This is a genomic window from Streptomyces sp. NPDC058289 (assembly GCF_042880975.1).
Taxonomy (GTDB): Bacteria; Actinomycetota; Actinomycetes; order Streptomycetales; family Streptomycetaceae; genus Streptomyces; species Streptomyces stoeckheimensis.
Genome location: NZ_JBHVYI010000008.1, coordinates 22,293 through 45,723 on the forward strand (window position 1 = coordinate 22,293; position 23,431 = coordinate 45,723).

The window sequence follows — 23,431 nt, forward strand, 5'->3', positions numbered from 1 at the left end:
CGGTTCTTTACCTCTCACAACGGGGGCGGGCGGGGGGGGCCGGCCACGGCCACCCGCAGCCGACTGCTTTACCAAACGCTCTTTTCAGCCGGTGACAGGGCAAAGTCAATGACTGAAATGATCTCCCCACCAGCGCGGAGTGGTTCTAGGCTCTTCCATACCGCAGGTCGCGCAGTGCGGGGACGGGCACCGCACACGACGCACCGGAGCACCAGCGGTACTTGAGCGCCGCTCCCGAACGGGAGCGCCGCCGGGCAAGGAGGGCCGCATGACCGTACGGCGAGTAATGGGGATCGAGACGGAGTACGGGATCTCCGTCCCGGGGCACCCGAACGCCAATGCCATGCTCACCTCGTCCCAGATCGTCAACGCCTACGCGGCGGCGATGCACCGGGCGCGACGCGCCCGCTGGGACTTCGAGGAAGAGAACCCGCTGCGGGACGCCCGCGGCTTCGACCTCGCCCGCGAGGCCGCCGACAACAGCCAGCTCACCGACGAGGACATCGGCCTCGCCAACGTCATCCTCACCAACGGCGCACGCCTCTACGTCGACCACGCACACCCCGAATACAGCTCCCCGGAGATCACCAACCCGCTCGACGCCGTCCTCTGGGACAAGGCCGGCGAGCGGATCATGGCCGAGGCCGCCGTCAGGGCCGCCCAGCTCCCCGGGGCCCAGCCCATCCACCTCTACAAGAACAACACCGACAACAAGGGCGCCTCCTACGGCACGCACGAGAACTACCTGATGAAGCGGGAAACCCCCTTCTCGGACATCGTGCGCCACCTCACCCCCTTCTTCGTCTCCCGCATCGTCTTCACCGGCGCCGGCCGCGTCGGCATCGGCCAGGACGGCCGCGAACACGGCTTCCAGATCAGCCAGCGCGCCGACTACTTCGAAGTCGAGGTCGGCCTCGAGACCACCCTCAAGCGCCCCATCATCAACACCCGGGACGAACCGCACTCGGACGCCGAGAAGTACCGCCGGCTCCACGTGATCATCGGAGACGCCAACCTCTCCGAGATCTCCACCTACCTCAAGCTCGGCACCACCGCACTCGTCCTGTCCATGATCGAAGACGGCTACATCAACGTCGACCTCGCCGTGGACCAGCCCGTACGCACCCTCCACCAGGTCTCCCACGACCCCGACCTCCAGCACCTGATCACGCTGCGCAGCGGGCGGACGCTGACCGCCGTACAGCTCCAGATGGAGTACTACGAGCTGGCCAGGAAGTACGTGGAGGAGCGTTTCGGCTCCGACGCGGACGAGCAGACCAAGGATGTGCTGGCCCGCTGGGAGGACGTACTGGGCCGGCTGGAAACCGACCCGATGAGCCTGTCGGGGGAGCTCGACTGGATCGCCAAGCGGGAGATCCTCGAGGGCTACCGGCGCCGGGACGGCCTCGGCTGGGACGCGGCCCGGCTCCAGCTGGTGGACCTCCAGTACGCGGACGTACGGCCCGAGAAGGGGCTGTACAACCGCCTGGTGGCCCGCGGCAAGATGAAGCGGCTGCTGGAGGAGCCGGCGGTGGAGCGGGCGCAGAGCAAGCCGCCGGAGGACACCCGGGCGTACTTCCGGGGGCGGTGCCTGGAGCAGTACGCGGATGACGTGGCGGCGGCCTCGTGGGACTCGGTGATCTTCGATCTGCCGGGCCACGACTCCCTCCAGCGGGTCCCGACCCTGGAACCCCTGCGGGGCACCCGTGCCCACGTGAAGGAGCTCCTGGACCGCTGCCGCACGGCGGAGGACCTGGTCCGGGTGCTCTCGGGCCGCTGAGGCCTTTCCGGTACCCGGCGCGGGGGCTGAAAGGCCCCCGGCCCGGGAATCATGAACACATCCGGACGTTATGAAAGTACCGGGACGGATGTCGGGCCCTCCTTGTAGGGTCCGACGTAGAGTCTGATCTTGAGGGATCCCGAATTCGCGGGGTCTTTCACGTGAGCGTGCGAACCGAGCGGGGTGAGCTACACATGGCGACCAAGGACACCGGCGGCGGACAGCAGAAGGCGCAGCGCTCGACCGAGGAGGTCGAGGAGGCTGCGGTCGAAGAGTCGACCGACCTCAAGGAGCGACAGGAAAAGCTCTCCGACGACGTCGACTCGGTACTTGACGAGATCGACGATGTACTTGAGGAAAATGCCGAGGATTTCGTTCGGAGTTTCGTACAAAAAGGCGGCGAATAGCCTTCGAATCTAAGGCGAATCCGCCAGTGTGTGCTCCATGTCCAATGGAACGAAGTGGTGCCGCGGGTGTGCCCGTGACATACCACTGAGCGGATTCGCCTCGGATCGAAACCGACGCGACGGGCTGCAGCCCAGGTGCCGTGAGTGCGTGGCGGCCTACGGCGCCGAGCACTACAGGCGCCGTCAGGCCGCCCAAGGCAAGGCCGTCAGGGAACACGTGGAAGTGCCGGTCGGCAGCAAGCTCTGTCGGCAGTGCGGTGAGGTGAAGCCGCACAGTGAGTGGCACAAGAACGCAAGCGCTTCTGACGGTCTGTCGACTCGCTGCAAGGCCTGCCGCGCCATCCAGGGTCGGGCGGGACATCTGAAGCGCAATTACGGCATCACAGAAGCCGAGCGTGACGAGATGATCGCCGCCCAGGGCGGGGTCTGCGTGATCTGCCAAGAGGCTCCGGCGGAGCATGTTGATCACGATCATCGGACGGGTAAGGTCCGAGGCGTACTTTGCTTCGGCTGCAACGCAGGAATCGGGCAACTCAAGGATCGGCCGGACGTCTTGAGGCGTGCAGCCGCTTACGTGGAAGGAAACCTGTGGAACCCAACACTCGTAGCACAGGGCGTCTACCGGCAGCCTTCCTGACGCCGGGGTCGTCGTCCTTCATGGACTTCCTCGGGGCTCACCAGCCCGAGATGCTCCCGGGCAACCGGAAGCTGCCCGACGGGGTCATCGAGGCGCCGCACGGGACGACCATCGTGGCCGCCACCTTCCCCGGCGGGGTCGTGCTCGCCGGTGACCGGCGGGCGACCATGGGGAACATGATCGCGCAGCGGGACATCGAGAAGGTGTTCCCGGCGGACGAGTACTCCGCCGTCGGCATCGCCGGCACCGCCGGTCTGGCCGTGGAGATGGTGAAGCTGTTCCAGCTGGAGCTGGAGCACTTCGAGAAGGTCGAGGGGGCGACCCTGAGCCTTGAAGGTAAGGCGAACCGGCTCTCCACCATGATCCGCAGCAACCTGGGCATGGCGATGCAGGGGCTGGCCGTGGTCCCGCTCTTCGCGGGGTACGACGAGGCCAAGGAGAGGGGCCGGATCTTCTCCTACGACGTGACCGGCGGCCGCTCCGAGGAGCACGGCTACGCCGCGACCGGGTCGGGATCGATCTTCGCCCGCGGCTCGATGAAGAAGCTGTACCACTCCAAGCTGACGGAGGAGGAGGCCACGACGCTCGTCGTGCAGGCGTTGTACGACGCTGCCGACGACGACTCGGCCACCGGCGGTCCGGACCTCTACCGCCACATCTACCCCATCGTCACCGTCATGACCGACGAGGGATTCCGCAGGCTGACCGACGAGGAGTCCTCGGAGCTGGCCCGCAAGATCACGAACCGTCGGCTGGAGCAGCCCGACGGTCCGCGCGCCGCCCTGCTCTGACCAGCCCCGCCCTGACCTCCTCGTCGTCCAGAAGAAAGGGACGGAAAGCCGGTGTCGACTCCGTTCTATGTGTCACCCCAGCAGGCCATGGCCGACCGGGCGGAATACGCCCGCAAGGGCATCGCCCGCGGTCGGAGCCTTGTTGTGATCCAGTACGCCGACGGCATCGTGTTCGTCGGTGAGAACCCGTCCCGTGCGCTGCACAAGTTCAGCGAGATCTACGACCGGATCGGCTTCGCGGCCGCCGGCAAGTACAACGAGTACGAGAACCTGCGGATCGGCGGTGTGCGGTACGCGGATCTGCGCGGATACACCTACGACCGTGACGATGTGACGGCCCGTGGGCTGGCGAACGTCTACGCGCAGACGCTCGGCACGATCTTCTCGAGTGCGGGGGAGAAGCCGTACGAGGTGGAGCTGGTGGTGGCGGAGGTCGGTGCGACCGCCGCGGGTGACCAGATCTATCGCCTGCCGCACGACGGGTCGATCGTCGACGAGCACGGGTCGGTAGCCGTTGGTGGCAACGCCGAGCAGATCAGTACTTACCTCGATCAGCGGCACCAGGACGGGATGACCCTGTCCGAGGCGCTGAAGCTGGCGGTGCAGGCGCTGTCGAGCCAGGCGAACGGTACGGACAAGTCGATTCCGGCGGAGCGGTTGGAGGTGGCGGTGTTGGACCGTACGCGGGCTCAGCAGCGCAAGTTCAAGCGGATCCGCGGCCGGCAGCTGTCGCGGCTGCTGGAGGCTGACGTTCCGGCGGCGGCTCAGGCGGATGCCGTCTCGAACGACGAGACTCCTGAAGAGGAAGCCGAGTAGGGCGAGTACGGAGTGGGTGAGCGCCCCTGGCCTTCGGGTCGGGGGCGCTTTCGCGTGCTCGGGAGGTTCAGCCGGTCGGTACCGGGCCCGTGGAGTCGCGGACGACGAGGTGGACGGGGATGTCGACCGGGGCCCAGGGGGTGCCTTCGAGGACGGCGAGGAGGGCGGTCATGCCTTGTTCGCCGACGCGTTCGGCGGGGAGGTGGACGGTGGTGAGTTCCGGTTCGACGGCGGTGGCGAGGGCGAGGTCGTCGAAGCCGGTGACGGAGAGGTCTTCGGGGATGCGCAGGCCGAGGCGGCGGGCGGCTTTGCAGGCGCCGGCGGCCAGGATGTCGTCGTCGCAGACGACGGCGGTGGGGCGGCGGTCCGCGGGGGTGTCCAGGGCGGCTTCCATGGCCGTACGGGCGGCTTCCACGCTGAGGCGGGCCCGTACGGTGCGCAGCTCTGCGGGGGGCGGCAGGAGGGCGGCCAGGGCGCCCGCGCGGACGTCGAAGGTCCAGGAGTCGATGGCGGAGGCGAGGTGGAGGAAGCGGTGGTGGCCGTGGGTGAGGAGGTGTTCGGCGGTTTGGCGCATGCCGTCGGCGATGGCGAGGTTGACGTGGGCGTCGGCGGTGTCGGCGGTGGGGTCGCTGTCGAGCATGACGAGGGGGAGGGTGTCGCCGCCGAGGGCGTGGAGGGCGTCGGCGGCCATGGAGGAGGCGATGACTCCGTCGAGGGCGGCGCGGGCGGAGGCGAAGGGGTCGCGGGCGGGGCCGGTGCCGTCGGGGGAGGGGTAGAGGACGACGCCGAAGCCGTGTTCGGCGGCGATGCGGGCGGCGCCGGTGTAGACGCGGGCGAAGAATTCGTTGGTGAGGGCGGGGACGACGAGGAGGGCGGTGCGGGTGGAGCCGAGGCGGAGGTTGCGGGCGGCGAGGTTGGGGCGGTAGCCGAGTTCGGTGGCGGTGTGGCGGACGTGGTCGGCGGTGCGTTCGGAGACGCGGCCGCGCCATTTGTCGCCGAGGACGAGGGAGACGGTGGCCTGGGAGACTCCGGCGGCGGTGGCCACGTCGCGGCTGGTGGGTCTCGTCACACGGTGCTCCTGTAGTGCGAGGTCACGGGGGGTGTGGGTGTCGGGTGGGTGGACCGTCCGACTGTGGTCATGGTACGTATGACCGGTCACGTTATACGTATTACTTGGTACTCCCGGCTGGTTCCGGGCGGAAGGGGGCGGACATGGCCGCGGGTTACGCGGAGCTGCTCGGGACCCGGCATGCCGCGAGGCTGCTGGTGGGCACGCTCATAGGTCGGCTGCCGAACGGGACGGGGCCGATCGCGATCGTGCTGTTCACCCGGGCGGAGGGTGGCAGCTACAGCCTGGCGGGTGCGCTCGCGGCCGTGTACGGGGTGTCGAACGCGGTGGGGCAGCCGTTGCTGGGGCGGGCGGTGGACCTGTTCGGGCAGCCGCGGGTGCAGTTGCCGGCGGCGGTGGTGTCGGCGCTGGGCATGGTGTGGCTGGCGCTGGCCGGTACCGGGTCGGTGGTGGTGGCGTACGCGGCGGTGGTGGTCGCGGGGTTGTTCACGCCGCCGCTGGAGGGCGGGCTGCGGGCGCTGTGGCCGAGCGTGCTGGGCGGCAAGGAGGAGCGGGTGCACGCGGCGTACGCGATGGACGCGGTGGCCCAGGAGGTCATGTTCACGGTGGGGCCGCTGCTGGTGACCTTGTGCGTGGCGCTGTGGGATCCGGCGGCGGCGCTGCTGGTGATCAACGGGATCGGGGTGCTGGGGGCGCTGTCGGTCGTGGTGTCGGAGCCTTCGCGTACGTGGCGTTCGGAGCCGCGGGAGGCGCACTGGTTGGGGGCGCTGCGCTCGCCGGGTCTGCTGGCGTTGCTGGGGGCGTTCTTCTTCGTGGGGACGGCGCTGGGGTCGATCACGGTGGCGGGTGTGGCGTACGCGGACGAGCACGGTGGTCAGGCGGTGTACGGCTGGTTGATGGCGGCGCTGGGTCTGGGTGCGCTGTTCGGTGGTGTGCTGTACGGGGCGCGGCAGTGGGCGGGTGCGCCGGAGCGGCGGCTCTGGGTGTTGTTGGCGTTGCTGGCGGTGTGTTATCTGCCGTTGATGCTGGTGCCGGGTGTGGTGGCGATGACGGGGTTCGCGGCGCTGGCGGGGGTGTTCCTGGCTCCGGCTCTGGCGTGTGCGTTCATCGTGGTGGACCGGCACGCTCCGGCGGGGACGGTGACGGAGGCGTTCTCGTGGCTGGTGACGTTCTTCGGGGTGGGTGCGGCGATCGGTACGGCGGCGGCGGGTCCTTCGGTGGAGGCGGGGGGTACGGCGGCGGGGTTCGCGGTGGCGAGTGTGGCGGGGGCCGCGGCGCTGCTGGTGTTGACGGTGACTCAGCGGGTGCTGGCGCGTCCGGGTGCGAGTCGTGCGGTGGCGGGTTCTGCGCCGCAGTCGCCGGCGGGTCCGGTGGCGGGCTCGGTGGAGGGTCCGGTGGCGGGGTCGGCCGTGGGTTCGGCGGGGCCGTTGGAGGGCTCTGCGGAGGCGTCGGTGACGGGGTCTTAGGCGGGCCTGGGGGCGGGTGGTGGGCGCCTGGCGGGCGGGTGGTGGGGTGGGTCTCTCGGGAAAATGATCGAAACGGCGCCTGCGAACTCGGTTTCAGAACAGAGCAGAAGGCGTAATGTTCAGTCATGGACCGCCGCATTTTCGGGCTGGAGAACGAGTACGGCGTCACGTGCACGTTCAGGGGACAGCGCCGACTGTCTCCTGACGAAGTGGCGCGCTACCTCTTCCGCCGTGTTGTGTCATGGGGCCGCAGTAGCAATGTCTTCCTGCGGAACGGCGCCCGCCTCTACCTCGACGTGGGTTCGCATCCGGAGTATGCAACTCCCGAATGCGACAACCTGATCGAACTGGTCACCCACGACAAGGCTGGCGAGCGCATTCTCGAAGGCCTGCTCGTCGACGCCGAACGCCGCCTGCACGAGGAGGGAATCGCGGGCGACGTCTATCTGTTCAAGAACAACACCGACTCGGCGGGAAACTCGTACGGCTGCCATGAGAACTACCTGGTGGCCCGGCACGGGGAATTCTCCCGGCTGGCGGACATTCTGATCCCGTTCCTCGTCACGCGGCAGCTGATCTGTGGTGCGGGCAAGGTGCTGCAGACGCCCCGGGGTGCGGTCTACTGCGTGAGTCAGCGGGCCGAGCACATCTGGGAGGGTGTCAGTTCGGCCACGACCCGTTCGCGGCCGATCATCAACACGCGGGACGAGCCGCACGCGGACGCGGAGCGTTACCGGCGTCTGCACGTGATCGTGGGCGACTCGAACATGTCCGAGACGACCATGCTGCTGAAGGTCGGGGCGACCGATCTGGTGCTGCGCATGATCGAGGCGGGCACGGTGATGCGGGACCTGACGCTGGAGAACCCGATCCGGGCGATCCGGGAGGTCAGTCACGACATCACGGGTCAGCGCAAGGTGCGGCTCGCGAGCGGTCGGGAGGCCTCCGCGCTGGAGATCCAGCGGGAGTACTACGACAAGGCGGTGGACTTCGCGGAGCGCCGGGGCATCCGTGAGGGTGTCGTGGACCAGGTGCTGGAGCTGTGGGGCCGGACGCTGGACGCGATCGACGCGGAGGACCTGGACCGGATCGGGACCGAGATCGACTGGGTGATGAAGTACCAGCTGATCGAGCGGTACCGGGCGAAGCACAACATGACGATGTCGAATCCGCGGGTGGCTCAGATAGACCTCGCCTACCACGACATCCACCGCAGGCGCGGCCTGTACTACCTGCTGGAGCGCAAGGGGCAGGCGGCTCGGATCTGCAACGACCTCAAGATCTTCGAGGGCAAGTCGGTGCCTCCGCAGACGACGAGGGCGCGGTTGCGGGGTGACTTCATCCGTCGTGCGCAGGAGCAGCGGCGGGACTTCACGGTCGACTGGGTGCATCTGAAGCTGAACGACCAGGCGCAGCGCACGGTGCTGTGCAAGGACCCGTTCCGGTCGGTGGACGACCGGGTGGAGAAGCTGATCGCGGGGATGTAGGGCGCCGTTTGGCGCCGCGCGCATCGCACTGATCTTGGCCAGGGCCTCGTACGGATCTCGTACGGGGCCCTGTCCACGCCTTAGAGTGGCGACGACCTATGTGCCGTCTGAGATCTGAGGAACACGTGCGCCGACTTGCCGGCCTGCTTGTCGTACCCCTTCTGCTGCTGTCGACAGCGGCCTGTGGCGACAGCGGCTCCGACTCCGCCGAGATGAAGAACGGGGCGCCCGCGATCACCAAGGGTGCCAAGTTCGGTGAGACCCCCACCCTGGCGAAGGGGACGGGTACACCGCCGAAGGAACTGAAGGTGGTGACCATCAGCGAGGGCGACGGCCCGGCGCTGAAGAAGGGCGACATCGCCCAGGTCAACTACCTCGGTCAGGTCTGGGACGGCAAGGAGCCGTTCGACCAGAGCTTCGGCAAGGACAAGCCGTTCGACGTGACCATCGGCGCGGGCCAGGTCATCAAGGGCTGGGACCAGGGCCTCGAGGGCAAGAAGGTCGGCAGCCGGCTGGAGCTCGTGATTCCGCCGGACCTCGGTTACGGCGAGCAGGGCTCGGGCGACAAGATCAAGGCGAACGCCACGCTGGTCTTCGTCGTGGACATCGTCAAGGGCACCACCGTCCCGGTTTCGGCCACGGGCAAGGAGGTCCCGCAGGCGGACGCCGCCCTGCCGAAGGTCGGTACGAACACGGACGGCAAGGAAGTCTCCGTGACCGTCCCGAAGGACGGTGCGGCGCCGACGAAGCTCGTGTCGAACTACGTCCTCGAGGGCGACGGCGCGGTCGTGAAGGACACCGACAGCGTGGTGGTCAAGTTCCACGGCAAGACGTGGAAGGACGACAAGACCTTCGAGAGCACGTACTCCACCGACCAGTCGGTGACGTGGCCGCTGGCGGAGCTGTCGGTCAAGGGCCTGAAGGACGGCATCGTCGGCAAGAAGGTCGGCAGCCGCATCCTGCTGGTCATCCCGGCGGACCAGGGCTTCGGTGACAAGGAGCAGGGCACCATCCCGGCCAACTCGACGCTGGTCTTCAGCCTCGACATCCTCGCCGTGGTGTAAGACTGTCCGGGTTGTACCCCCTGTTCGTAAGTTTTTGAGGAGCAGTTCCGTGAGCGACAAGCTCGAGAAGCCCGAGATCGACTTCCCTGAGGGTCCGGTCCCCACCGACCTGGTCATCGAGGACATCTGGGTCGGCGACGGCGCCGAGGCCAAGGCGGGTTCCCGTGTCTCCGTCCACTACGTGGGCGTGGCCTTCTCCTCCGGTGAGGAGTTCGACGCTTCCTGGGGCCGCGGCGCGCCGCTGCAGTTCCAGCTCGGTGTCGGCCAGGTCATCTCCGGATGGGACCAGGGCGTCCAGGGCATGAAGGTCGGCGGCCGTCGCAAGCTGACGATCCCGGCCCACCTGGCGTACGGCGACCGTGGCGCCGGCGGCGCGATCAAGCCGGGCGAGACGCTGATCTTCGTGTGCGACCTGATGGGCGCCTGATCGGTCCGTTGTGATGTGACGCTGCGAAGCGTGTGGGGCCCCTGCCTTGAAGGCAGGGGCCCTCGCTTTTGCCCAGGACCGTCGGGGCGGTACGGTCAGCGGTCACGAGGGTGTACCGGGGACACGACTCGAAGGTCTGGAAGGGCGGATGGGCGTCGATGGCGATTGCCAAGGCCGAGCGGCTGATGAATCTGGCGCTGTGTCTGCTGGGGACGCGTCGGCCGCTCAGCAAGCGGGAACTGCGCGGTTCCATCGAGGCCTACATGGAAGCCGGGAACGACGAGTCCTTCAACCGCATGTTCGAGCGGGACAAGGACGATCTGCGGGAGCTCGGGCTGGTCATCGAGACCGTCGAGAACCTGGAGGGCGACACCGGCTATCTGGCGCGCCGTGATTCCAACCGGCTGCCGCCCGTGGCGCTGGACGCCGAGGAGGCCGCGGCCCTGGGGCTCGCCGCCAAGGTGTGGCAGCAGGCGCGGCTCGCCGGGGCGGCCAGTGGCGCCCTGCAGAAGCTGCGCGCCGGCGGCATGCCGGAGGCCGTGGACCCGTACGAGGGCCAGCACAGTGCCATCGAGCCGCGGATCCCGGTGCACGAGGCGGCCTTCGAGCCGCTGATGCTGGCCTGCCGCGATCGCCGTCCGGTCGTCTTCGACTACCGCAAGTCCACCGCGGCCCGTCCCGAGGCCCGGCAAGTGGAGCCGTGGGCCCTGGAGTGCTGGCGCGGCCACTGGTACCTGGCGGGCTTCGACCGCGACCGCGGGGCGGAGCGCGTGTTCCGGCTGTCCCGGATCACGGGCAAGGTCCGCTCGCGGGCGGCCAAGTACACCGCCGAGGTCCCGGACGTGGTGACCGTACGGGAGACCGTGGCGAGCTGGGCCGGGGAGAGCGCGAAGCGCTCCGCGCTGATCCGGCTGCGGGCGGGGGCGGGCTATCCGCTGCGGTCCAAGGCCACGGCGGTGCGCGAGGGGGCCGGCGGCGAGGGCTGGGACGAGCTGGAGATCCCGTACGGGCACGGACTGGACGCCTGGCTGGTGGAGTTCGGCCCCGATGTCGTGGTGCTGGAGCCGGCCGATCTGCGGGCCGACGTGGTGGACCGGCTGCGGGCCGTGGCCAAGGGCTGATCCGACCGCGCGGAGCCGCGCGGGGTGGACCGGGCAAGATCATTGAGCAACGCCCTGAGGGGGAGACGTACCAGCATGGCTGCCAACGCCATCGACCAGACGCGCCGGATGCTGTCCCTGGTGACCTACCTGCGCGAGCGCCCCGGTGCGCACGTCGCGGACGTGGCCCGGGCCTTCGGGATCACCGAGGACGAGCTGATTTCGGACCTCGACGTGCTGCCCATGTGCGGGACCAGCTTCCGGGGCGGTGACCTGCTCGACATCGACACCGACGGGGAGCGCATCTGGTGGCGCAATCCCGATGCCTCGGGGGAGTCCACCGCCGAGCCGCTGCGGCTGGCCGCCGACGAGGCGACGGCGCTGCTGGTGGCCGCCCGCGCCGTGGCCACGCTGCCCGGGCTGCGCGAGGGGGACCGCCAGGCACTGCTGCGGGCCACCGCGAAGCTGGAGGCCGCCGCGGGCGAGGTGGCCGGGGCCAGTTCGCGGCTCTCGGTGACCTTCGAGTCCGAGGGCGGGGTCTTCGCCGACGTGGACCGGGCCATCGCCGAGCGGCGCCGGCTGTGGCTGCGCTACTACTCGCCCGCCCGCGACGAGCTCACCGAGCGCAAGGTCGACCCGATCCGGCTGTTCGCCGTCGGGCACACCTACATGGAGGGGTGGTGCCACCTCTCCGAGGCCCGGCGGACCTTCCGGCTGGACCGGGTGGCCGAGATCCGGCTGCTCGACGAGCGGGCCGACCCGCCCGCCATCGAGCCGCGCGACCTGTCCGAGGGGCTGGTCCAGCCGGCCGCCGAGGACCCGGAGGTCGTGGTCGAGGTCGGTCCCGGCGGGCGCTGGGTGGCCGAGTACTACCCGCACGACAGTGCCGAGGAGCTGCCCGAGGGCGGCCTGCGGATCACCCTGCGCACCCCTGACCCGGGCTCGCTGCGGCGCCTCGCGCTGCGGCTGGGCCGCGAGGGGCGGATCGTGGCCCCGGTGGAGCTGGCGGACAGCGCCCGCCGGGCGGCCCGGGAGGCGCTCGCCGCGTACGAGGGCGGCGCGGCCGGGGACGCGGATGCCGGGAGCGGTACCGACACAGACGGGGAACAGGGCTGAGGGGCCGAGGGGGGATCCGCGCGATGTCGGTCGCGTTCAAGGCTTCCTGTCCTGACTGCCGGGCCCGCTTCGAGCTGGACGCGGGCGCCCTGCGGCTGGCCATCGGCGGCAGCCGGCGTACGACCTTCTACTCCTTCACCTGTCCCGAGTGCGGGGCCCCGGTCCGCAAGCCGGCCGGTGAGCGCATCGTGGAACTGCTGACCGGTGGCGGCGTGAGCACCCTGCGCAGCGTGTGAGGCGGGCGGTGGCCTAGGCTCGTCGCATGCTGTGGCCGATGTTCGCAATCGCTCTGGGTTTCCTCGGGCTCGCCGTCCTCGCCGTGCTCGCCGTGCGGGTCTTCGTGGAGGTGCGCAGGCTCTCCGTCCAGGTCGCGGACGCGGGGCGCCGGATCGCGGACGCCTCCGCCGACCTGGAACGGGCCGCTACGGGCCTGGCCAGAGCCGGGCGCTCCGTGCGGCCATAGCCATCGTCGGGCAACCGTCGTACTGTCTGACCACGCAAGCAGTGATGCCCCGGGGCATTGCCCGGCGTTAACCCCCGGGGGTTACGATCCTTGTCAGAACGGCTTACCGATCTCGGTCAGAGCCGTCTTGACTACCACAACCAGCCGTTTCGGTGAGAAGGAAGACACACATGATCGGCAACCTGAAGCCCCTCGAAATCCTCCTGATCGTCGCCGTGATCTTCCTGCTGTTCGGTGCCAAGAAGCTTCCCGACATGGCCCGCTCGCTCGGCAAGTCCGCCCGCATCCTCAAGAGCGAGGCGAAGGCGATGAAGAAGGAGGGGGAGGCGGAGGACGCCGCCACCGCCGCTTCCGTCGCCGACCCGGCTCCTCAGCAGCAGGCCGCGGCCCCGCGCACGATCCAGGCGTCGCCCGGCGACGTCACCAGTGCCCGGCCCGTGAACGAGCCCAACCACACCACGCAGGGCTGACGGCGGCCGCCTCGCCGGCCGCGCTCGCACCAGTCAACTGCAACGAGACAAGGGACGTGGGTTGCTCAAGTCTGCCCGCAAGCAGGAGAAGCAGGACCAGAAGGCAAAGGACGCCGAAGGGCGGATGCCTCTTGTCGAGCACCTGCGTGAGCTGAGAAACCGGCTGCTGAAGGCCGTCCTTGGGATCCTCGTGATCACGATCGTGGCCGCGTTCTTCTACAAGGACCTCATCGACTTCATGATGAAGCCGATCCTGGACTCCGTCGGCTGCAACAACGGAGTGGTCACGCAGCGCAACGGGAAGCCCTGCGCCGCCATGACGGTCAACGGCCTCATCGCGCCGTTCTCCATCGCCCTGAAGGTCTCCCTCACCGCCGGTGTGGTGCTCTCCGCGCCGGTGTGGCTGTACCAGCTGTGGGCCTTCGTGGCCCCGGGCCTGCACAACCACGAGAAGAAGTACGCCGTGGCCTTCGTGGGCGTCGGCGCACCGCTGTTCGGCGCCGGCGCGGTCCTTGCGTACAAGGTGCTGCCGCAGACCGCGGTGATCCTGCTGGAGTTCACCCCCGAGAACGCGAGCAACCTGCTGCCGGTCGACGACTACCTCGACCTCATCACGCGCATGGTCGTGGTCTTCGGTCTGGCCTTCGAGCTGCCGCTGCTGCTGATCCTGCTCAACGTCACCGGGGTGCTGACCGCGAAGCGGCTGGCGAGCTGGTGGCGGGCCATGGTGCTGGGCATCACCGTCTTCGCGGCGTTCGCGACGCCCACCGGTGACCCGCTGACGATGCTGGCGCTGGCCGCGCCGATCGTCGCCCTGTACTTCATCGCGCTCCTCGTCTGCTGGCTCAACGACCGGCGGCGGGCGCGGAGCAACCCCGACGCGGGTCTCGACGACGACGAGGCCTCCGAGGTGGACCTGACCCCGGCGGCCGTGGGTGCGGTCGAGCCCGTGGCGGCTCCGGGAGCCCTGCCCGAGCAGGCCGACGGCGGACGTCAGCGGATCAACGGCTACGACGACGCCACCTGATCGACGCGGGTCTGTTCTGGCAGGTACATTCCCGCGGGTGAGTGCTGAGATCACCCTCTTCGTCAATCCCACCGCCGGAAGCGGCCGGGCCGCGCACGCAGCGCAGCCGGCCGCTTCCGCGCTTCGCGAGGCCGGTTTCTCGGTGCGGACCGTCGTCGGCGGCGATGCCCCCGACGCCCTGGCCCGGCTGCGCACCGCGGTGCGCGAGGGCACCGGAGCGGTGATCGCGGTCGGCGGGGACGGGATGGTCTCCCTCGCGCTGCAGGCGCTCGCGGGCACGCTGGTGCCGCTCGGGGTGGTCGCGGTGGGCACCGGGAACGATTTCGCGCGCGCGATGGGACTGCCCGTACGGGAACCCGCGCGGGCGGGCCGGCTGGCCGCCGAGGCGCTCAAGGAGGGCCGGGTCCGCGAGATCGACCTCGGCCGGGTGGCCGGGGCCGGGACCGGGGACGGCGCTGCCGGCACCTGGTACGGGACCGTGCTGTGCTCCGGATTCGACTCGCGGGTCAACGACCGGGGCAACCGGATGCGGCTGCCGATCGGCCGGTTCAAGTACGACCTGGCGATGGCCCTGGAGCTTGCCGCCTTCCGGCCCTTCCCGTACCGGATCACCCTGGACGACGGCCCGGTCCTGGAGACCGAGGCCACGCTGGTGGCCGTCGGCAACGGCTCCTCCTACGGCGGCGGCATGCGCATCTGTGCGGACGCGGTTCCCGACGACGGGCTGTTCGACGTCATCGTCGTCGGCGACTGCAGCCGCACCACGCTGCTGAAGGTTTTTCCCCGGGTCTACAAGGGCACCCACCTCGCCCATCCCAAGGTCACCGTCCACCGGGCCGCGAAGGTGACCCTGGAGGCGGCCGGCATCACGGCCTACGCGGACGGCGAGCCGCTGGGCCCCCTCCCGGTGAGTGCGAGTTGCGTTCCGGCGGCCCTGCGGCTCCTGACGTAGGACGGCCGGGCCCGCGCAAAAGATCGCGACTGTTGTCAGGGGCGGCGGGTAGGCTCGAAGACAAGATGACCGAAGAACTTTCTCCCGCCGAGCGGTACGCCGCTGCCCGGATCCGCGCCGCCGAAGAGGCCACGGCCCTGGCGCCCTTCCGTGAGATGTACGAATTCGACCTGGATCCCTACCAGATCGAGGCCTGCAAGGCGCTGGAGGCCGGCAAGGGCGTCCTCGTCGCCGCGCCGACCGGCTCGGGCAAGACCATCGTCGGCGAGTTCGCCGTGCACCTGGCCCTCCAGCAGGGCCGCAAGTGCTTCTACACCACGCCCATCAAGGCCCTGTCGAACCAGAAGTACGCCGACCTCGCCAAGCGCTACGGCGCCGACAAGGTCGGCCTGCTCACCGGCGACAACAGCGTCAACGCCGATGCTCCGGTGGTCGTCATGACCACCGAGGTGCTCCGCAACATGCTGTACGCGGGCTCGCAGGCGCTGACCGGTCTGGGCTACGTGGTGATGGACGAGGTGCACTACCTCTCCGACCGGTTCCGCGGAGCCGTCTGGGAGGAAGTCATCATCCACCTCCCCGAGTCGGTGACCCTGGTCTCGCTGTCCGCCACCGTCTCCAACGCCGAGGAGTTCGGCGACTGGCTCGACACCGTGCGCGGCGACACCCAGGTGATCGTCTCCGAGGAGCGGCCCGTACCGCTGTGGCAGCACGTCATGGCGGGTCGGCGGATCTACGACCTCTTCGAGGAGGGGTCCGACCACGGCGGCCGCGGCTCCGCGCGCCGCGAGGTCAACCCCGATCTGCTGCGGATGGCGCGCGAGGAGAACAGCAGCCGGTACAACCCGAAGGACCGGCGGCGCGGAAAGATGGTCCGCGAGGCCGACCGCGAGCGCGAGCGGCGCTCCCGCGGCCGGATCTGGACCCCTTCGCGTCCCGAGGTCATCGCCCGGCTGGACGGCGACGGGCTGCTGCCCGCCATCAACTTCATCTTCAGCAGGGCCGGATGCGAGGCCGCCGTCCAGCAGTGCCTGTACGCGGGCCTGCGGCTCAACGACGACACCGCGCGGCTCAAGGTGCGCGAGATCGTGGAGGAGCGGACCGCCTCCATCCCCACCGAGGACCTGCACGTCCTGGGCTACTACGAATGGCTCGAAGGCCTGGAGCGGGGCATCGCCGCGCACCACGCGGGCATGCTGCCCACCTTCAAGGAGGTCGTCGAGGAGCTGTTCGTACGGGGTCTGGTGAAGGCCGTGTTCGCCACCGAGACCCTCGCGCTGGGCATCAACATGCCGGCGCGCACGGTCATCCTGGAGAAGCTCGTCAAGTGGAACGGCGAGCAGCACGCCGACATCACCCCCGGCGAGTACACGCAGCTCACCGGGCGGGCCGGGCGGCGCGGCATCGACGTCGAGGGCCACGCGGTGGTGCTGTGGCAGCGGGGCATGGACCCGGCGGGCCTGGCCGGGCTGGCGGGTACCCGTACGTATCCGCTGCGCTCCAGCTTCAAGCCCTCGTACAACATGGCCGTCAACCTGGTCCAGCAGTTCGGGCGGCACCGTTCGCGCGAGCTGCTGGAGACCTCCTTCGCGCAGTTCCAGGCCGACCGCTCGGTCGTCGGGATCTCCCGGCAGGTGCAGCGCAACGAGGAGGGCCTGGACGGTTACCGGGAGGGCATGACCTGCCACCTCGGGAACTTCGAGGAGTATGCGCGGCTGCGCCGCGACCTCAAGGACCGCGAGAACGACCTGGCGAAGCAGGGAGCCGCCCAGCGGCGGGCGCAGGCGGCCAGCTCGCTGGAGAAGCTCAAGCCGGGCGACATCATCCACGTGCCGACGGGCAAGTTCGCCGGGCTGGCGCTGGTGCTGGATCCGGGGGTGCCGGCCGGGCGTTCCAACGGGCACCGCGGGCACGAGTACACCGAGGGTCCGCGCCCGTTGGTGCTCACCTCGGAGCGGCAGGTCAAGAGGCTCGCCGCGATCGACTTCCCGGTGCCGGTGGAGCCCCTCGACCGGATGCGGATCCCCAAGACCTTCAACGCCCGCTCTCCGCAGTCCCGTCGGGACCTGGCCTCGCAACTGAGGACCAAGGCCGGAGACTTCAGGCCCGGCCGGGCACCCCGCGGGCGGGCGGCCGCGGCCGACGACCGGGAGATCACGAGGCTGCGCGCCGCCCTGCGGGCGCACCCGTGTCACGGCTGCGACGAGCGCGAGGACCACGCCCGGTGGGCGGAGCGCTACCACCGGCTGCAGCGGGACACGCGGCAGCTGGAGCAGCGCATCGAGGGGCGGACGAACACCATCGCCCGCACCTTCGACCGGATCCACGCGCTGCTGACGGATCTGGACTACCTGCGCGAGGACGAGGTGACCCCGCACGGGCGGCGGCTCGCGCGGCTTTACGGAGAGCTCGACCTGCTGGCGTCGGAATGCCTGCGGGCCGGTGTCTGGGAGGGGCTGAGCCCGGCCGAACTGGCCGCCTGCATCTCGGCGCTGGTCTTCGAGGCACGGCAGTCCGACGACGCGGTGGCGCCGAAGGTGCCGGGCGGCGCGGCGAAGGCCGCGCTCGGCGAGATGGTCCACATCTGGGGCCGGCTCGACGCGCTGGAGGAGGAGCACGGCATCAACCAGGCGGAGGGCGTGGGCCAGCGCGAGCCGGACCTCGGCTTTGCGTGGGCGGTGTACCAGTGGGCCTCCGACAAGAGCCTGGACGAGGTGCTGCGCGAGGCGGAGATGCCGGCCGGTGACTTCGTGCGCTGGTGCAAGCAGGTCATCGACGTACTGGGGCAGGTGGCCGCCGCGGCGCCCTCCTCCTCCGCGCCTCCCTCCTCGGATGCCTCGGGGGGTGGCAGCACCGTGGCCCGCAACGCCCGCAAGGCGGTGGACGCGCTGCTGCGCGGTGTGGTGGCCTACAGTTCGGTGGGCTAACCGGATTTGTAGCTTCCTCCAGGAGTGGTCGTGGCCAGATCTCACCTCTTGCCATGATCGCTTCGGCGTGTCCCGTGAGAAAATCGGGCCATGACTGGTGGAGCGGACGAGGGGCCGAGACGGGTCGGTCGGCCGCGCGCCGATCAGCTCAGAGCGGCGAGCGGACGGCCGCCGCGCGAGGAACTCCTCTACGCGGCGGCCGAGTTGTTCACGGTCAAGGGGTACGCGGCCACCACCACGCGGGCGGTGGCCGAGCGGGCCGGAATGCGCCAGGCCACGATGTACCACTACTTCGGCGGCAAGGAGGAACTCCTCGCCGAACTCCTGGAGTCCACGGTCGCCCCCTCCCTGGAGCTCGCCCGCCGACTGGCCCGGGACGCCGAACGGCCCGCCGGACGTCGGCTCTGGGAGCTGTGCCGCTCGGACGTGATGCTGCTGTGCGGAGGGCCGTACAACCTGGGCGCGCTCTACCTGTTGCCGGAGGTCGCCGGTGCCCGCTTCGCCCGCTTCCGCCGGATGCGCCAGGAGCTCAAGGACATCTACCGGGAGTTGCTCGACGGTACGTGCGTCGGAGCCGAACTCGCCGATGACCGGGCCGGGCTGGTGCTCCGCAACGACCTCGTCTTCGGCCTCATCGAAGGCGTCATGCTGATCCACCGCTCCGATCCCGGGCGCCCGGTGGCCACCTTCGCCGAGGCCACCGCCGACGCGGCGCTGCGGATCGCGGGCGTGGACGGCTAGGCGGCCCTAGGCGGGGTCCTCGGGGCCCTCTTCCCAGCCGGGCCGGTCCTCCCAGGCCCGCAGGGTGCGGCCGCTCTCGATGCGGTGCGCGATCCCGGTGACGGGATCGGTGAACTCCAGGGTGCGGGCCAGGAGTTGGAGCGGGCGCCGGTAGTCGTCGGGCGCTGGGTCACGGACCACCGGATAGACCGGGTCACCCAGGATCGGCAGGCCCAGGCTGTTCATGTGCACCCGCAGCTGGTGGGTGCGCCCCGTGTGCGGGGTCAGCCGGTAGCGCCCGGTGTCCCCCTTGACCGCGAGGAGTTCGGCCAGGGTCTCGGCATTGGGCTCGGCGCCCGCGACCTCCGTCGCCGCCATCACCCCGCGGACCTTCTCGATGTGGCTGCGCAGGGTCCGGGGGAACTCCACCGCCGGGTCGTGGGGCGCGAGCGCCTCGTACTCCTTGCGGATCCGCCGCTCCTGGAACATCAACTGGTAGGCGCCCCGGTCCTCGGGCCGGATGCTGAACAGCACCAGCCCGGCGGTCATCCGGTCCAGCCGGTGCGCGGGGCTCAGCGCGGGCAGGCCGAGCTCCACCCGGAGCCGGGCCAGGGCCGTCTGGAAGACGTGGCTGCCGCGCGGGGTGGTGGCCAGGAAGTGCGGTTTGTCGGCCACCAGCAGGTGCTCGTCGCGGTACACGACCCCGATGGGGAAGGGCACCACGGGCTCGGGCGGCATGTCCCGGTGGAACCACAGGAAGCCGCCGGGCTCGTACGGGTCCTGCGGCCGCAGCACCCGGCCGCCGACGCCCAGCACCCGGCCGTCCCGCAGCAGGCGGGTCATGGACTCGGCGCCGCGCGTGCCCTCGTAGCGTGCCGTGAGGTAGGAGCCGAGGTCCGGCCAGGTCCCCTCCGGGTCGGGGGGCAGCCGCATGCGGACCGGGTCGATGCCGGAGACCTGGGGCAGGGGCGCGTCGGGGATGTGGGATCTGCGCTTCACCGGGTACAGGCTATGCGGCCGGGCCGTGTCCTACGGCCTAGCCGCCGGTGAAGGTGCCCAGGTGGTCGGCGTCCAGGTACTCGATGCGGACCGTGCGGTCGGCGGGGGAGAAGAACACCCCGGTGCGGCCGACGGCGTTCTCCCCGGCGGTCTCGAAGCTGAAGGTGTCCCCGTCGTAGTGCGTGAGGGGGAAGACCATCGGCTCCGGCCCGAGGGACAGGGTCAGCTTGCCCTCGCTCGTGGCCGCCACGGTCGCCCTGCCGTAGTAGGGGTTCTCGTAGGTGCCGGTGTACGCGGAGTCCTCCCCGGCCGGCTTCGCGCCGGTGGGCGGGCGGGCGTAGTCGGTGGGGGAGCGGCCCTCCGCGTTGATCTGGGCGTAGAGGGCGCCCGTCAGGGCCAGCCAGTCGGTGGTGGCCTTCCCGTGTTCGGCGGTGTCGAAGAAGTCGGCCGCGACGGCGTCGGGGAGACCGACGGGGGCGCCGTTGGTGAGGACGACGATGCCGAGCTTCTCCAGCGGGAGCATGCCGACGCTGGTGTTGGCTCCGAGCTCGAAGGCGCCGGAGTGGCTCAGGCGCAGGCGGCCCGCGTCGTCGTAGCCGACGTTCCAGCCCAGCCCGTAGAAGCCGGTGCGGCCGGTGGGGGAGGCGGGCGGCTGCGACACGATCTCGGGGAGGTGGGTGCGGGCGAGGGTGTCGGCGGGGATGATCCGCTTGCCGTCGAGGGTGCCGCCGGAGAGCTGGAGCCGCAGCCAGCGGGACATGTCGCGGGCAGTGCTGCTCACCCCGCCGGCCGGGGCCTGGGCGTCGGGGTCGCGGACGAAGCGGGGGCTCCAGGTGCCGTCCGCGCTTTTGACGTGGGTGGCGGCGTGGTCGGGGGAGTCGACGAAGGCCTGGAACTCGGTGCTGGTGTGCGTCATGCCGGCGGGCTTGAAGAGGGTGTCGGCGCTGAGCTTCTGCCAGCTGGCGCCTCGGGAGCGGGCGATCGCTTCGGCGCCGGCCGTGAACCCGTAGTTGGTGTAGGCGTAGCTCGCGCGGAAGGGGGTCAGGGGCGCCAGGCGCAGGTGGTCGAGGATGTACGCCTGGTCGTAGCCGAGGTCTTCGAGGAGGTCGCCGGCGTGGTCGGGCAGACCGCTGCGGTGGGAGAGCAGGTCGGCGGTGGTGACGTGGGAGGTCACCCACGGGTCCTTGAGGGTGAAGCCGGGCAGCTCCGCGTGCCGGTCGAAGTCGGCGGGGTCCTTGAGGACCCCGGCGGCGACGGTGGAGGAGATCGGCTTGGAGAGCGAGGCGACCTGGAAGACGGTGTCGGGGTTCACCGTGGCCGGGTCGCCGACGCGGCGCAGGCCGAAGCCCTTGAGGTAGACCACCTTGTCGTCGTGGACGACGGCGACGGAGACACCGGGGACCCCGGTGCGGCGCATCATCTCGGCGACGGTGGCGTCGAGGCGCCGCACGGCCGTGTCGACTTGGGCGTCCGTGAGCTGGGCGGTGGGGGCGGGCGGCGGGCTCGGCGCGGCGGTCGCGGTCCCGGCCGTGGCCAGGAGGGCGGCTGCTCCGGCTGCCGTGAATGCGCGGAGCGTACGCATGGGCCCATTGTCCGGCCGAACGGGTGATCCCGCCTTGCGGGGCCGGTTCCGCCGGCCGTGCCGTGCCCGTGCCGGATGCAGTGCCGGGCTCCGCGACAGGCTCCTACGGGACCCCGGACCGGGTCGGACTGCGTCATGGCCTCGGGGGCCGGGGCCCGCCGCTGGACTGCGGGACCCCGCATCCGCCGGGGGCGCCGCTTCAGGACGCGGCGGCCAGGGTGCGTTCCTGCTCGGCTTCGACTTCCGCGTTCCAGTCCCGCTTGATCGCGCGCCAGCCCTCGTCGGTCTGGCCCAGGCGCCAGTAGCCGGAGATCGACAGGCGTTCGCGCGGGATGCCGCGGTCGATGCGCAGGTGGTGGCGCAGGGATCTGACGAAGCCGGCCTCGCCGTGCACGAAGGCGTGTACGTCGGAGGAGGGGAAGGCCAGGGCCTGGACGGCCTCGGTCAGCGCCTCCCCGATCGGGCGGGAACCGCGGTGGATCCAGACCGGGACGATGCCGTCGGGGGTGGCGATCTTCTGCTCGTCGTCCGGGCCCTGGACCTCCACGAGCGCGTGGACCCGCGCCCCGGCGGGCATCCGCTCCATCGCCGCGCCGATCGCCGGCAGGGCGCTCTCGTCGCCGACCAGGAGGTGCCAGCCGGCGACCGGGTCCGGGGCGTAGGCCCCGCCCGGACCGAGGAAGCGTACGAGTTCACCCGGCTGGACGCGGGCGGCCCAGGGGCCGGCCAGTCCTTCGTCGCCGTGGACCACGAAGTCGAGGGTCAGTTCCAGGTGGGCCGGGTCCCAGGCGCGCACCGTGTACGCGCGCTGGCGAGGCCACTCCTCGCGGGGGTGGGCCGCCCGGATCTGCTCCAGGTCCCAGGGAGTGGTGTAGGTGACGCCGTCCGGTGCGAAGAGCAGTTTCACGTAGTGGTCGGTGTACCTGCCCGCACCGAATCCGGCCAGCCCTGCACCGCCCAACACGATCCGCACCATGTGCGGACTCAACCGCTCGGTCCGCACGACGACTGCGGTGCCGACCTTGCGGGCGCGTCCTTCTGCCACGACGTCTCCCTGACTTTCCGACCCTGACTCCGTGAAGCTTAGGATTACCTAAGTTAGCACCTCAGGGGCGAAGTGCGCTGCCCAGACGTTCAACGGCTCCACTCAGGCCCCACCTGTGCGCGAGCGCCGCCACCAGATCCGGCTGTGCCGGAACGGCCGGGAGCGCCGGGTCGAACGCCGGAAGCGGAACGTCCGAGGCGACCTGGACCACCTTGGGGGCCACCGCTAGATAAGGCCTTGATTCGTCCAGGCGCTTGCGCTGGGTGGGGGTCAGCTTCGACTTGGGGTCCTCGATCGCCGCAATGATTCCGGCCAGGTTCCCGTAGGCGTCCAGCAGCTTCGCCGCCGTCTTCTCGCCGATGCCGGGGACGCCCGGCAGGCCGTCGCTCGGGTCCCCGCGCAGCAGCGCCAGGTCGGCGTATCCGGGGCCGTCCACCCCGTACTTCTCGCGGAGCCACGCCTCGTCGGTCACCTGGAGGGTGCCCACGCCCTTCAGCGGGTACAGCACCCGGCGCTGCTTCGCGTCGTCGACCAGCTGGTACAGGTCCCGGTCGCCCGTGACGATGTCCACCGGGCCGGTCGCGCGGCCGGTCAGGGTGCCGATCACGTCGTCGGCCTCGTACCCGGCGACCCCCACCCGGGCGATGCCGAAGGCGTCCAGGGCCGCCTCGATGATCGGGACCTGCGGGGCCAGGGTGTCCGGGGTCTCCTCGACGTCCGGGCCGCTCTCCGTCTCCTGCGCGACCCGGTGGGCCTTGTAGGACGGGATCAGCTCCACCCGCCAGTGGGGCCGCCAGTCGGCGTCCATGCAGGCCACCAGGTCGTCGGGCCGGTGGTCCTGCACGAGGCGGCCGATGAAGTCGAGCAGGCCGCGGACGGCGTTGACCGGAGTGCCGTCGGGGGCCTTCACGGAGTCCGGCACGCCGAAGTACGCGCGGTAGTAGAGGGAAGCGGTGTCCAGGAGCATCAGGCGTCGTGTCGTCGTCACGGTCACGATGATGCACCGAGGGCAAACGGAAAGTGGCGCAGGTACGGCCTCCTCTGCCCGTGAGCGCGAAACCGGGGCCGGTTGCTGCGTAAGGTGCT

Annotated in this window: 23 protein-coding genes; 18 read left to right on the top strand and 5 right to left on the bottom strand. The window is 70.3% G+C overall.

The features are described from left to right. The first annotated feature begins 268 nt into the window (after positions 1-268). The 5 genes from dop (at position 269) to prcA (ending at position 4,431) form a co-directional block, all read left to right on the top strand. Positions 269-1,780, top strand: coding sequence for a depupylase/deamidase Dop (gene dop / locus ACFVX6_RS05690; protein WP_389688298.1), 1,512 nt, complete (start codon positions 269-271; stop codon positions 1,778-1,780). A gap of 194 nt (positions 1,781-1,974) precedes the next feature. Next, positions 1,975-2,187, top strand: coding sequence for a ubiquitin-like protein Pup (locus ACFVX6_RS05695; protein ID WP_030294332.1), 213 nt, complete (start codon positions 1,975-1,977; stop codon positions 2,185-2,187). 37 nt (positions 2,188-2,224) lie between these two features. Next, complete coding sequence (locus ACFVX6_RS05700) at positions 2,225-2,824, top strand: endonuclease VII domain-containing protein (protein WP_389688301.1); 600 nt, start codon at positions 2,225-2,227, stop codon at positions 2,822-2,824. Beyond that, positions 2,776-3,615 (top strand): proteasome subunit beta, encoded by an 840-nt coding sequence (gene prcB / locus ACFVX6_RS05705; protein WP_243334024.1) that lies wholly within the window; start codon positions 2,776-2,778, stop codon positions 3,613-3,615. Before ACFVX6_RS05700 ends, prcB begins: the two co-directional genes overlap by 49 nt. A gap of 51 nt (positions 3,616-3,666) precedes the next feature. Beyond that, positions 3,667-4,431 carry a proteasome subunit alpha gene (gene prcA / locus ACFVX6_RS05710; RefSeq protein ID WP_250740361.1) on the top strand — a complete coding sequence of 255 codons (765 nt, stop codon included), beginning with the start codon at positions 3,667-3,669 and terminating at the stop codon, positions 4,429-4,431. 67 nt (positions 4,432-4,498) lie between these two features. On the opposite strand, the gene ACFVX6_RS05715 is transcribed toward prcA, so the two are convergent. Next, positions 4,499-5,500, bottom strand: coding sequence for a LacI family DNA-binding transcriptional regulator (locus ACFVX6_RS05715; RefSeq protein WP_389688304.1), 1,002 nt, complete (start codon positions 5,498-5,500; stop codon positions 4,499-4,501). Between the two features lie 143 nt (positions 5,501-5,643). On the opposite strand from ACFVX6_RS05715, the gene ACFVX6_RS05720 reads away from it, so the two are divergent. The 13 genes from ACFVX6_RS05720 to ACFVX6_RS05780 all read left to right on the top strand — a co-directional run bounded on the left by ACFVX6_RS05720 (position 5,644) and on the right by ACFVX6_RS05780 (position 18,740). Continuing rightward, the gene (locus ACFVX6_RS05720; RefSeq protein WP_389688306.1) at positions 5,644-6,966 is read left to right on the top strand and encodes an MFS transporter; all 1,323 of its coding nucleotides are present in this window, start codon (positions 5,644-5,646) and stop codon (positions 6,964-6,966) included. A gap of 125 nt (positions 6,967-7,091) precedes the next feature. Beyond that, positions 7,092-8,453 carry a Pup--protein ligase gene (gene pafA / locus ACFVX6_RS05725; protein WP_250740364.1) on the top strand — a complete coding sequence of 454 codons (1,362 nt, stop codon included), beginning with the start codon at positions 7,092-7,094 and terminating at the stop codon, positions 8,451-8,453. 125 nt (positions 8,454-8,578) lie between these two features. Next, complete coding sequence (locus tag ACFVX6_RS05730) at positions 8,579-9,517, top strand: FKBP-type peptidyl-prolyl cis-trans isomerase (RefSeq protein ID WP_389688309.1); 939 nt, start codon at positions 8,579-8,581, stop codon at positions 9,515-9,517. A gap of 49 nt (positions 9,518-9,566) precedes the next feature. Then, on the top strand, positions 9,567-9,944 hold the full coding sequence (locus ACFVX6_RS05735) for an FKBP-type peptidyl-prolyl cis-trans isomerase (protein ID WP_389688311.1): 378 nt from the start codon (positions 9,567-9,569) through the stop codon (positions 9,942-9,944). 158 nt (positions 9,945-10,102) lie between these two features. Beyond that, the gene (locus tag ACFVX6_RS05740; RefSeq protein WP_389688312.1) at positions 10,103-11,065 is read left to right on the top strand and encodes a helix-turn-helix transcriptional regulator; all 963 of its coding nucleotides are present in this window, start codon (positions 10,103-10,105) and stop codon (positions 11,063-11,065) included. Between the two features lie 75 nt (positions 11,066-11,140). Then, the gene (locus tag ACFVX6_RS05745; RefSeq protein WP_389688314.1) at positions 11,141-12,160 is read left to right on the top strand and encodes a helix-turn-helix transcriptional regulator; all 1,020 of its coding nucleotides are present in this window, start codon (positions 11,141-11,143) and stop codon (positions 12,158-12,160) included. 23 nt (positions 12,161-12,183) lie between these two features. Further along, complete coding sequence (locus ACFVX6_RS05750; protein WP_356507732.1) at positions 12,184-12,396, top strand: hypothetical protein; 213 nt, start codon at positions 12,184-12,186, stop codon at positions 12,394-12,396. Between the two features lie 26 nt (positions 12,397-12,422). Then, on the top strand, positions 12,423-12,623 hold the full coding sequence (locus tag ACFVX6_RS05755; protein ID WP_389688316.1) for a hypothetical protein: 201 nt from the start codon (positions 12,423-12,425) through the stop codon (positions 12,621-12,623). A 170-nt stretch (positions 12,624-12,793) separates the two neighbouring features. Next, positions 12,794-13,093, top strand: a complete 300-nt coding sequence (tatA, locus tag ACFVX6_RS05760) for a Sec-independent protein translocase subunit TatA (protein WP_389688318.1) — start codon at positions 12,794-12,796, stop codon at positions 13,091-13,093. Between the two features lie 61 nt (positions 13,094-13,154). Then, on the top strand, positions 13,155-14,120 hold the full coding sequence (gene tatC, locus ACFVX6_RS05765; RefSeq protein ID WP_389688319.1) for a twin-arginine translocase subunit TatC: 966 nt from the start codon (positions 13,155-13,157) through the stop codon (positions 14,118-14,120). A gap of 37 nt (positions 14,121-14,157) precedes the next feature. Continuing rightward, complete coding sequence (locus ACFVX6_RS05770) at positions 14,158-15,072, top strand: diacylglycerol kinase (RefSeq protein WP_389688321.1); 915 nt, start codon at positions 14,158-14,160, stop codon at positions 15,070-15,072. Positions 15,073-15,137: 65 nt separating this feature from the next. Beyond that, positions 15,138-17,999 (top strand): DEAD/DEAH box helicase, encoded by a 2,862-nt coding sequence (locus ACFVX6_RS05775; RefSeq protein ID WP_389688323.1) that lies wholly within the window; start codon positions 15,138-15,140, stop codon positions 17,997-17,999. Between the two features lie 90 nt (positions 18,000-18,089). Next, a complete protein-coding gene (locus ACFVX6_RS05780; RefSeq protein ID WP_389688325.1) occupies positions 18,090-18,740 on the top strand; it encodes a helix-turn-helix domain-containing protein in 651 nt (216 codons plus the stop codon). Between the two features lie 6 nt (positions 18,741-18,746). Here the strand turns inward: ACFVX6_RS05780 and ACFVX6_RS05785 are convergent, their stop codons facing one another. The 4 genes from ACFVX6_RS05785 to ACFVX6_RS05800 form a co-directional block, all read right to left on the bottom strand. Further along, on the bottom strand, positions 18,747-19,718 hold the full coding sequence (locus tag ACFVX6_RS05785; protein WP_389688327.1) for an RluA family pseudouridine synthase: 972 nt from the start codon (positions 19,716-19,718) through the stop codon (positions 18,747-18,749). 37 nt (positions 19,719-19,755) lie between these two features. Beyond that, on the bottom strand, positions 19,756-21,300 hold the full coding sequence (locus tag ACFVX6_RS05790; RefSeq protein ID WP_389688329.1) for a serine hydrolase: 1,545 nt from the start codon (positions 21,298-21,300) through the stop codon (positions 19,756-19,758). 199 nt (positions 21,301-21,499) lie between these two features. Next, positions 21,500-22,345, bottom strand: a complete 846-nt coding sequence (locus ACFVX6_RS05795) for a siderophore-interacting protein (RefSeq protein WP_389688331.1) — start codon at positions 22,343-22,345, stop codon at positions 21,500-21,502. 61 nt (positions 22,346-22,406) lie between these two features. Next, the gene (locus ACFVX6_RS05800) at positions 22,407-23,312 is read right to left on the bottom strand and encodes a 5'-3' exonuclease H3TH domain-containing protein (protein WP_389688488.1); all 906 of its coding nucleotides are present in this window, start codon (positions 23,310-23,312) and stop codon (positions 22,407-22,409) included. Between the last annotated feature and the right edge of the window lie 119 nt (positions 23,313-23,431).

Bases quoted from the DNA above. Each gene is read 5' to 3' on its own strand.
- dop (WP_389688298.1), top strand. From the start codon at position 269: ATGACCGTACGGCGAGTAATGGGGATCGAGACGGAGTACGGGATCTCC.
- ACFVX6_RS05695 (WP_030294332.1), top strand. From the start codon at position 1,975: ATGGCGACCAAGGACACCGGCGGCGGACAGCAGAAGGCGCAGCGCTCG.
- ACFVX6_RS05700 (WP_389688301.1), top strand. From the start codon at position 2,225: ATGTCCAATGGAACGAAGTGGTGCCGCGGGTGTGCCCGTGACATACCA.
- ACFVX6_RS05720 (WP_389688306.1), top strand. From the start codon at position 5,644: ATGGCCGCGGGTTACGCGGAGCTGCTCGGGACCCGGCATGCCGCGAGG.
- pafA (WP_250740364.1), top strand. From the start codon at position 7,092: ATGGACCGCCGCATTTTCGGGCTGGAGAACGAGTACGGCGTCACGTGC.
- ACFVX6_RS05740 (WP_389688312.1), top strand. From the start codon at position 10,103: ATGGCGATTGCCAAGGCCGAGCGGCTGATGAATCTGGCGCTGTGTCTG.
- ACFVX6_RS05745 (WP_389688314.1), top strand. From the start codon at position 11,141: ATGGCTGCCAACGCCATCGACCAGACGCGCCGGATGCTGTCCCTGGTG.
- ACFVX6_RS05750 (WP_356507732.1), top strand. From the start codon at position 12,184: ATGTCGGTCGCGTTCAAGGCTTCCTGTCCTGACTGCCGGGCCCGCTTC.
- ACFVX6_RS05755 (WP_389688316.1), top strand. From the start codon at position 12,423: ATGCTGTGGCCGATGTTCGCAATCGCTCTGGGTTTCCTCGGGCTCGCC.
- tatA (WP_389688318.1), top strand. From the start codon at position 12,794: ATGATCGGCAACCTGAAGCCCCTCGAAATCCTCCTGATCGTCGCCGTG.
- ACFVX6_RS05775 (WP_389688323.1), top strand. From the start codon at position 15,138: ATGACCGAAGAACTTTCTCCCGCCGAGCGGTACGCCGCTGCCCGGATC.
- ACFVX6_RS05780 (WP_389688325.1), top strand. From the start codon at position 18,090: ATGACTGGTGGAGCGGACGAGGGGCCGAGACGGGTCGGTCGGCCGCGC.
- ACFVX6_RS05790 (WP_389688329.1), bottom strand. From the start codon at position 21,300: ATGCGTACGCTCCGCGCATTCACGGCAGCCGGAGCAGCCGCCCTCCTG.
- ACFVX6_RS05800 (WP_389688488.1), bottom strand. From the start codon at position 23,312: ATGCTCCTGGACACCGCTTCCCTCTACTACCGCGCGTACTTCGGCGTG.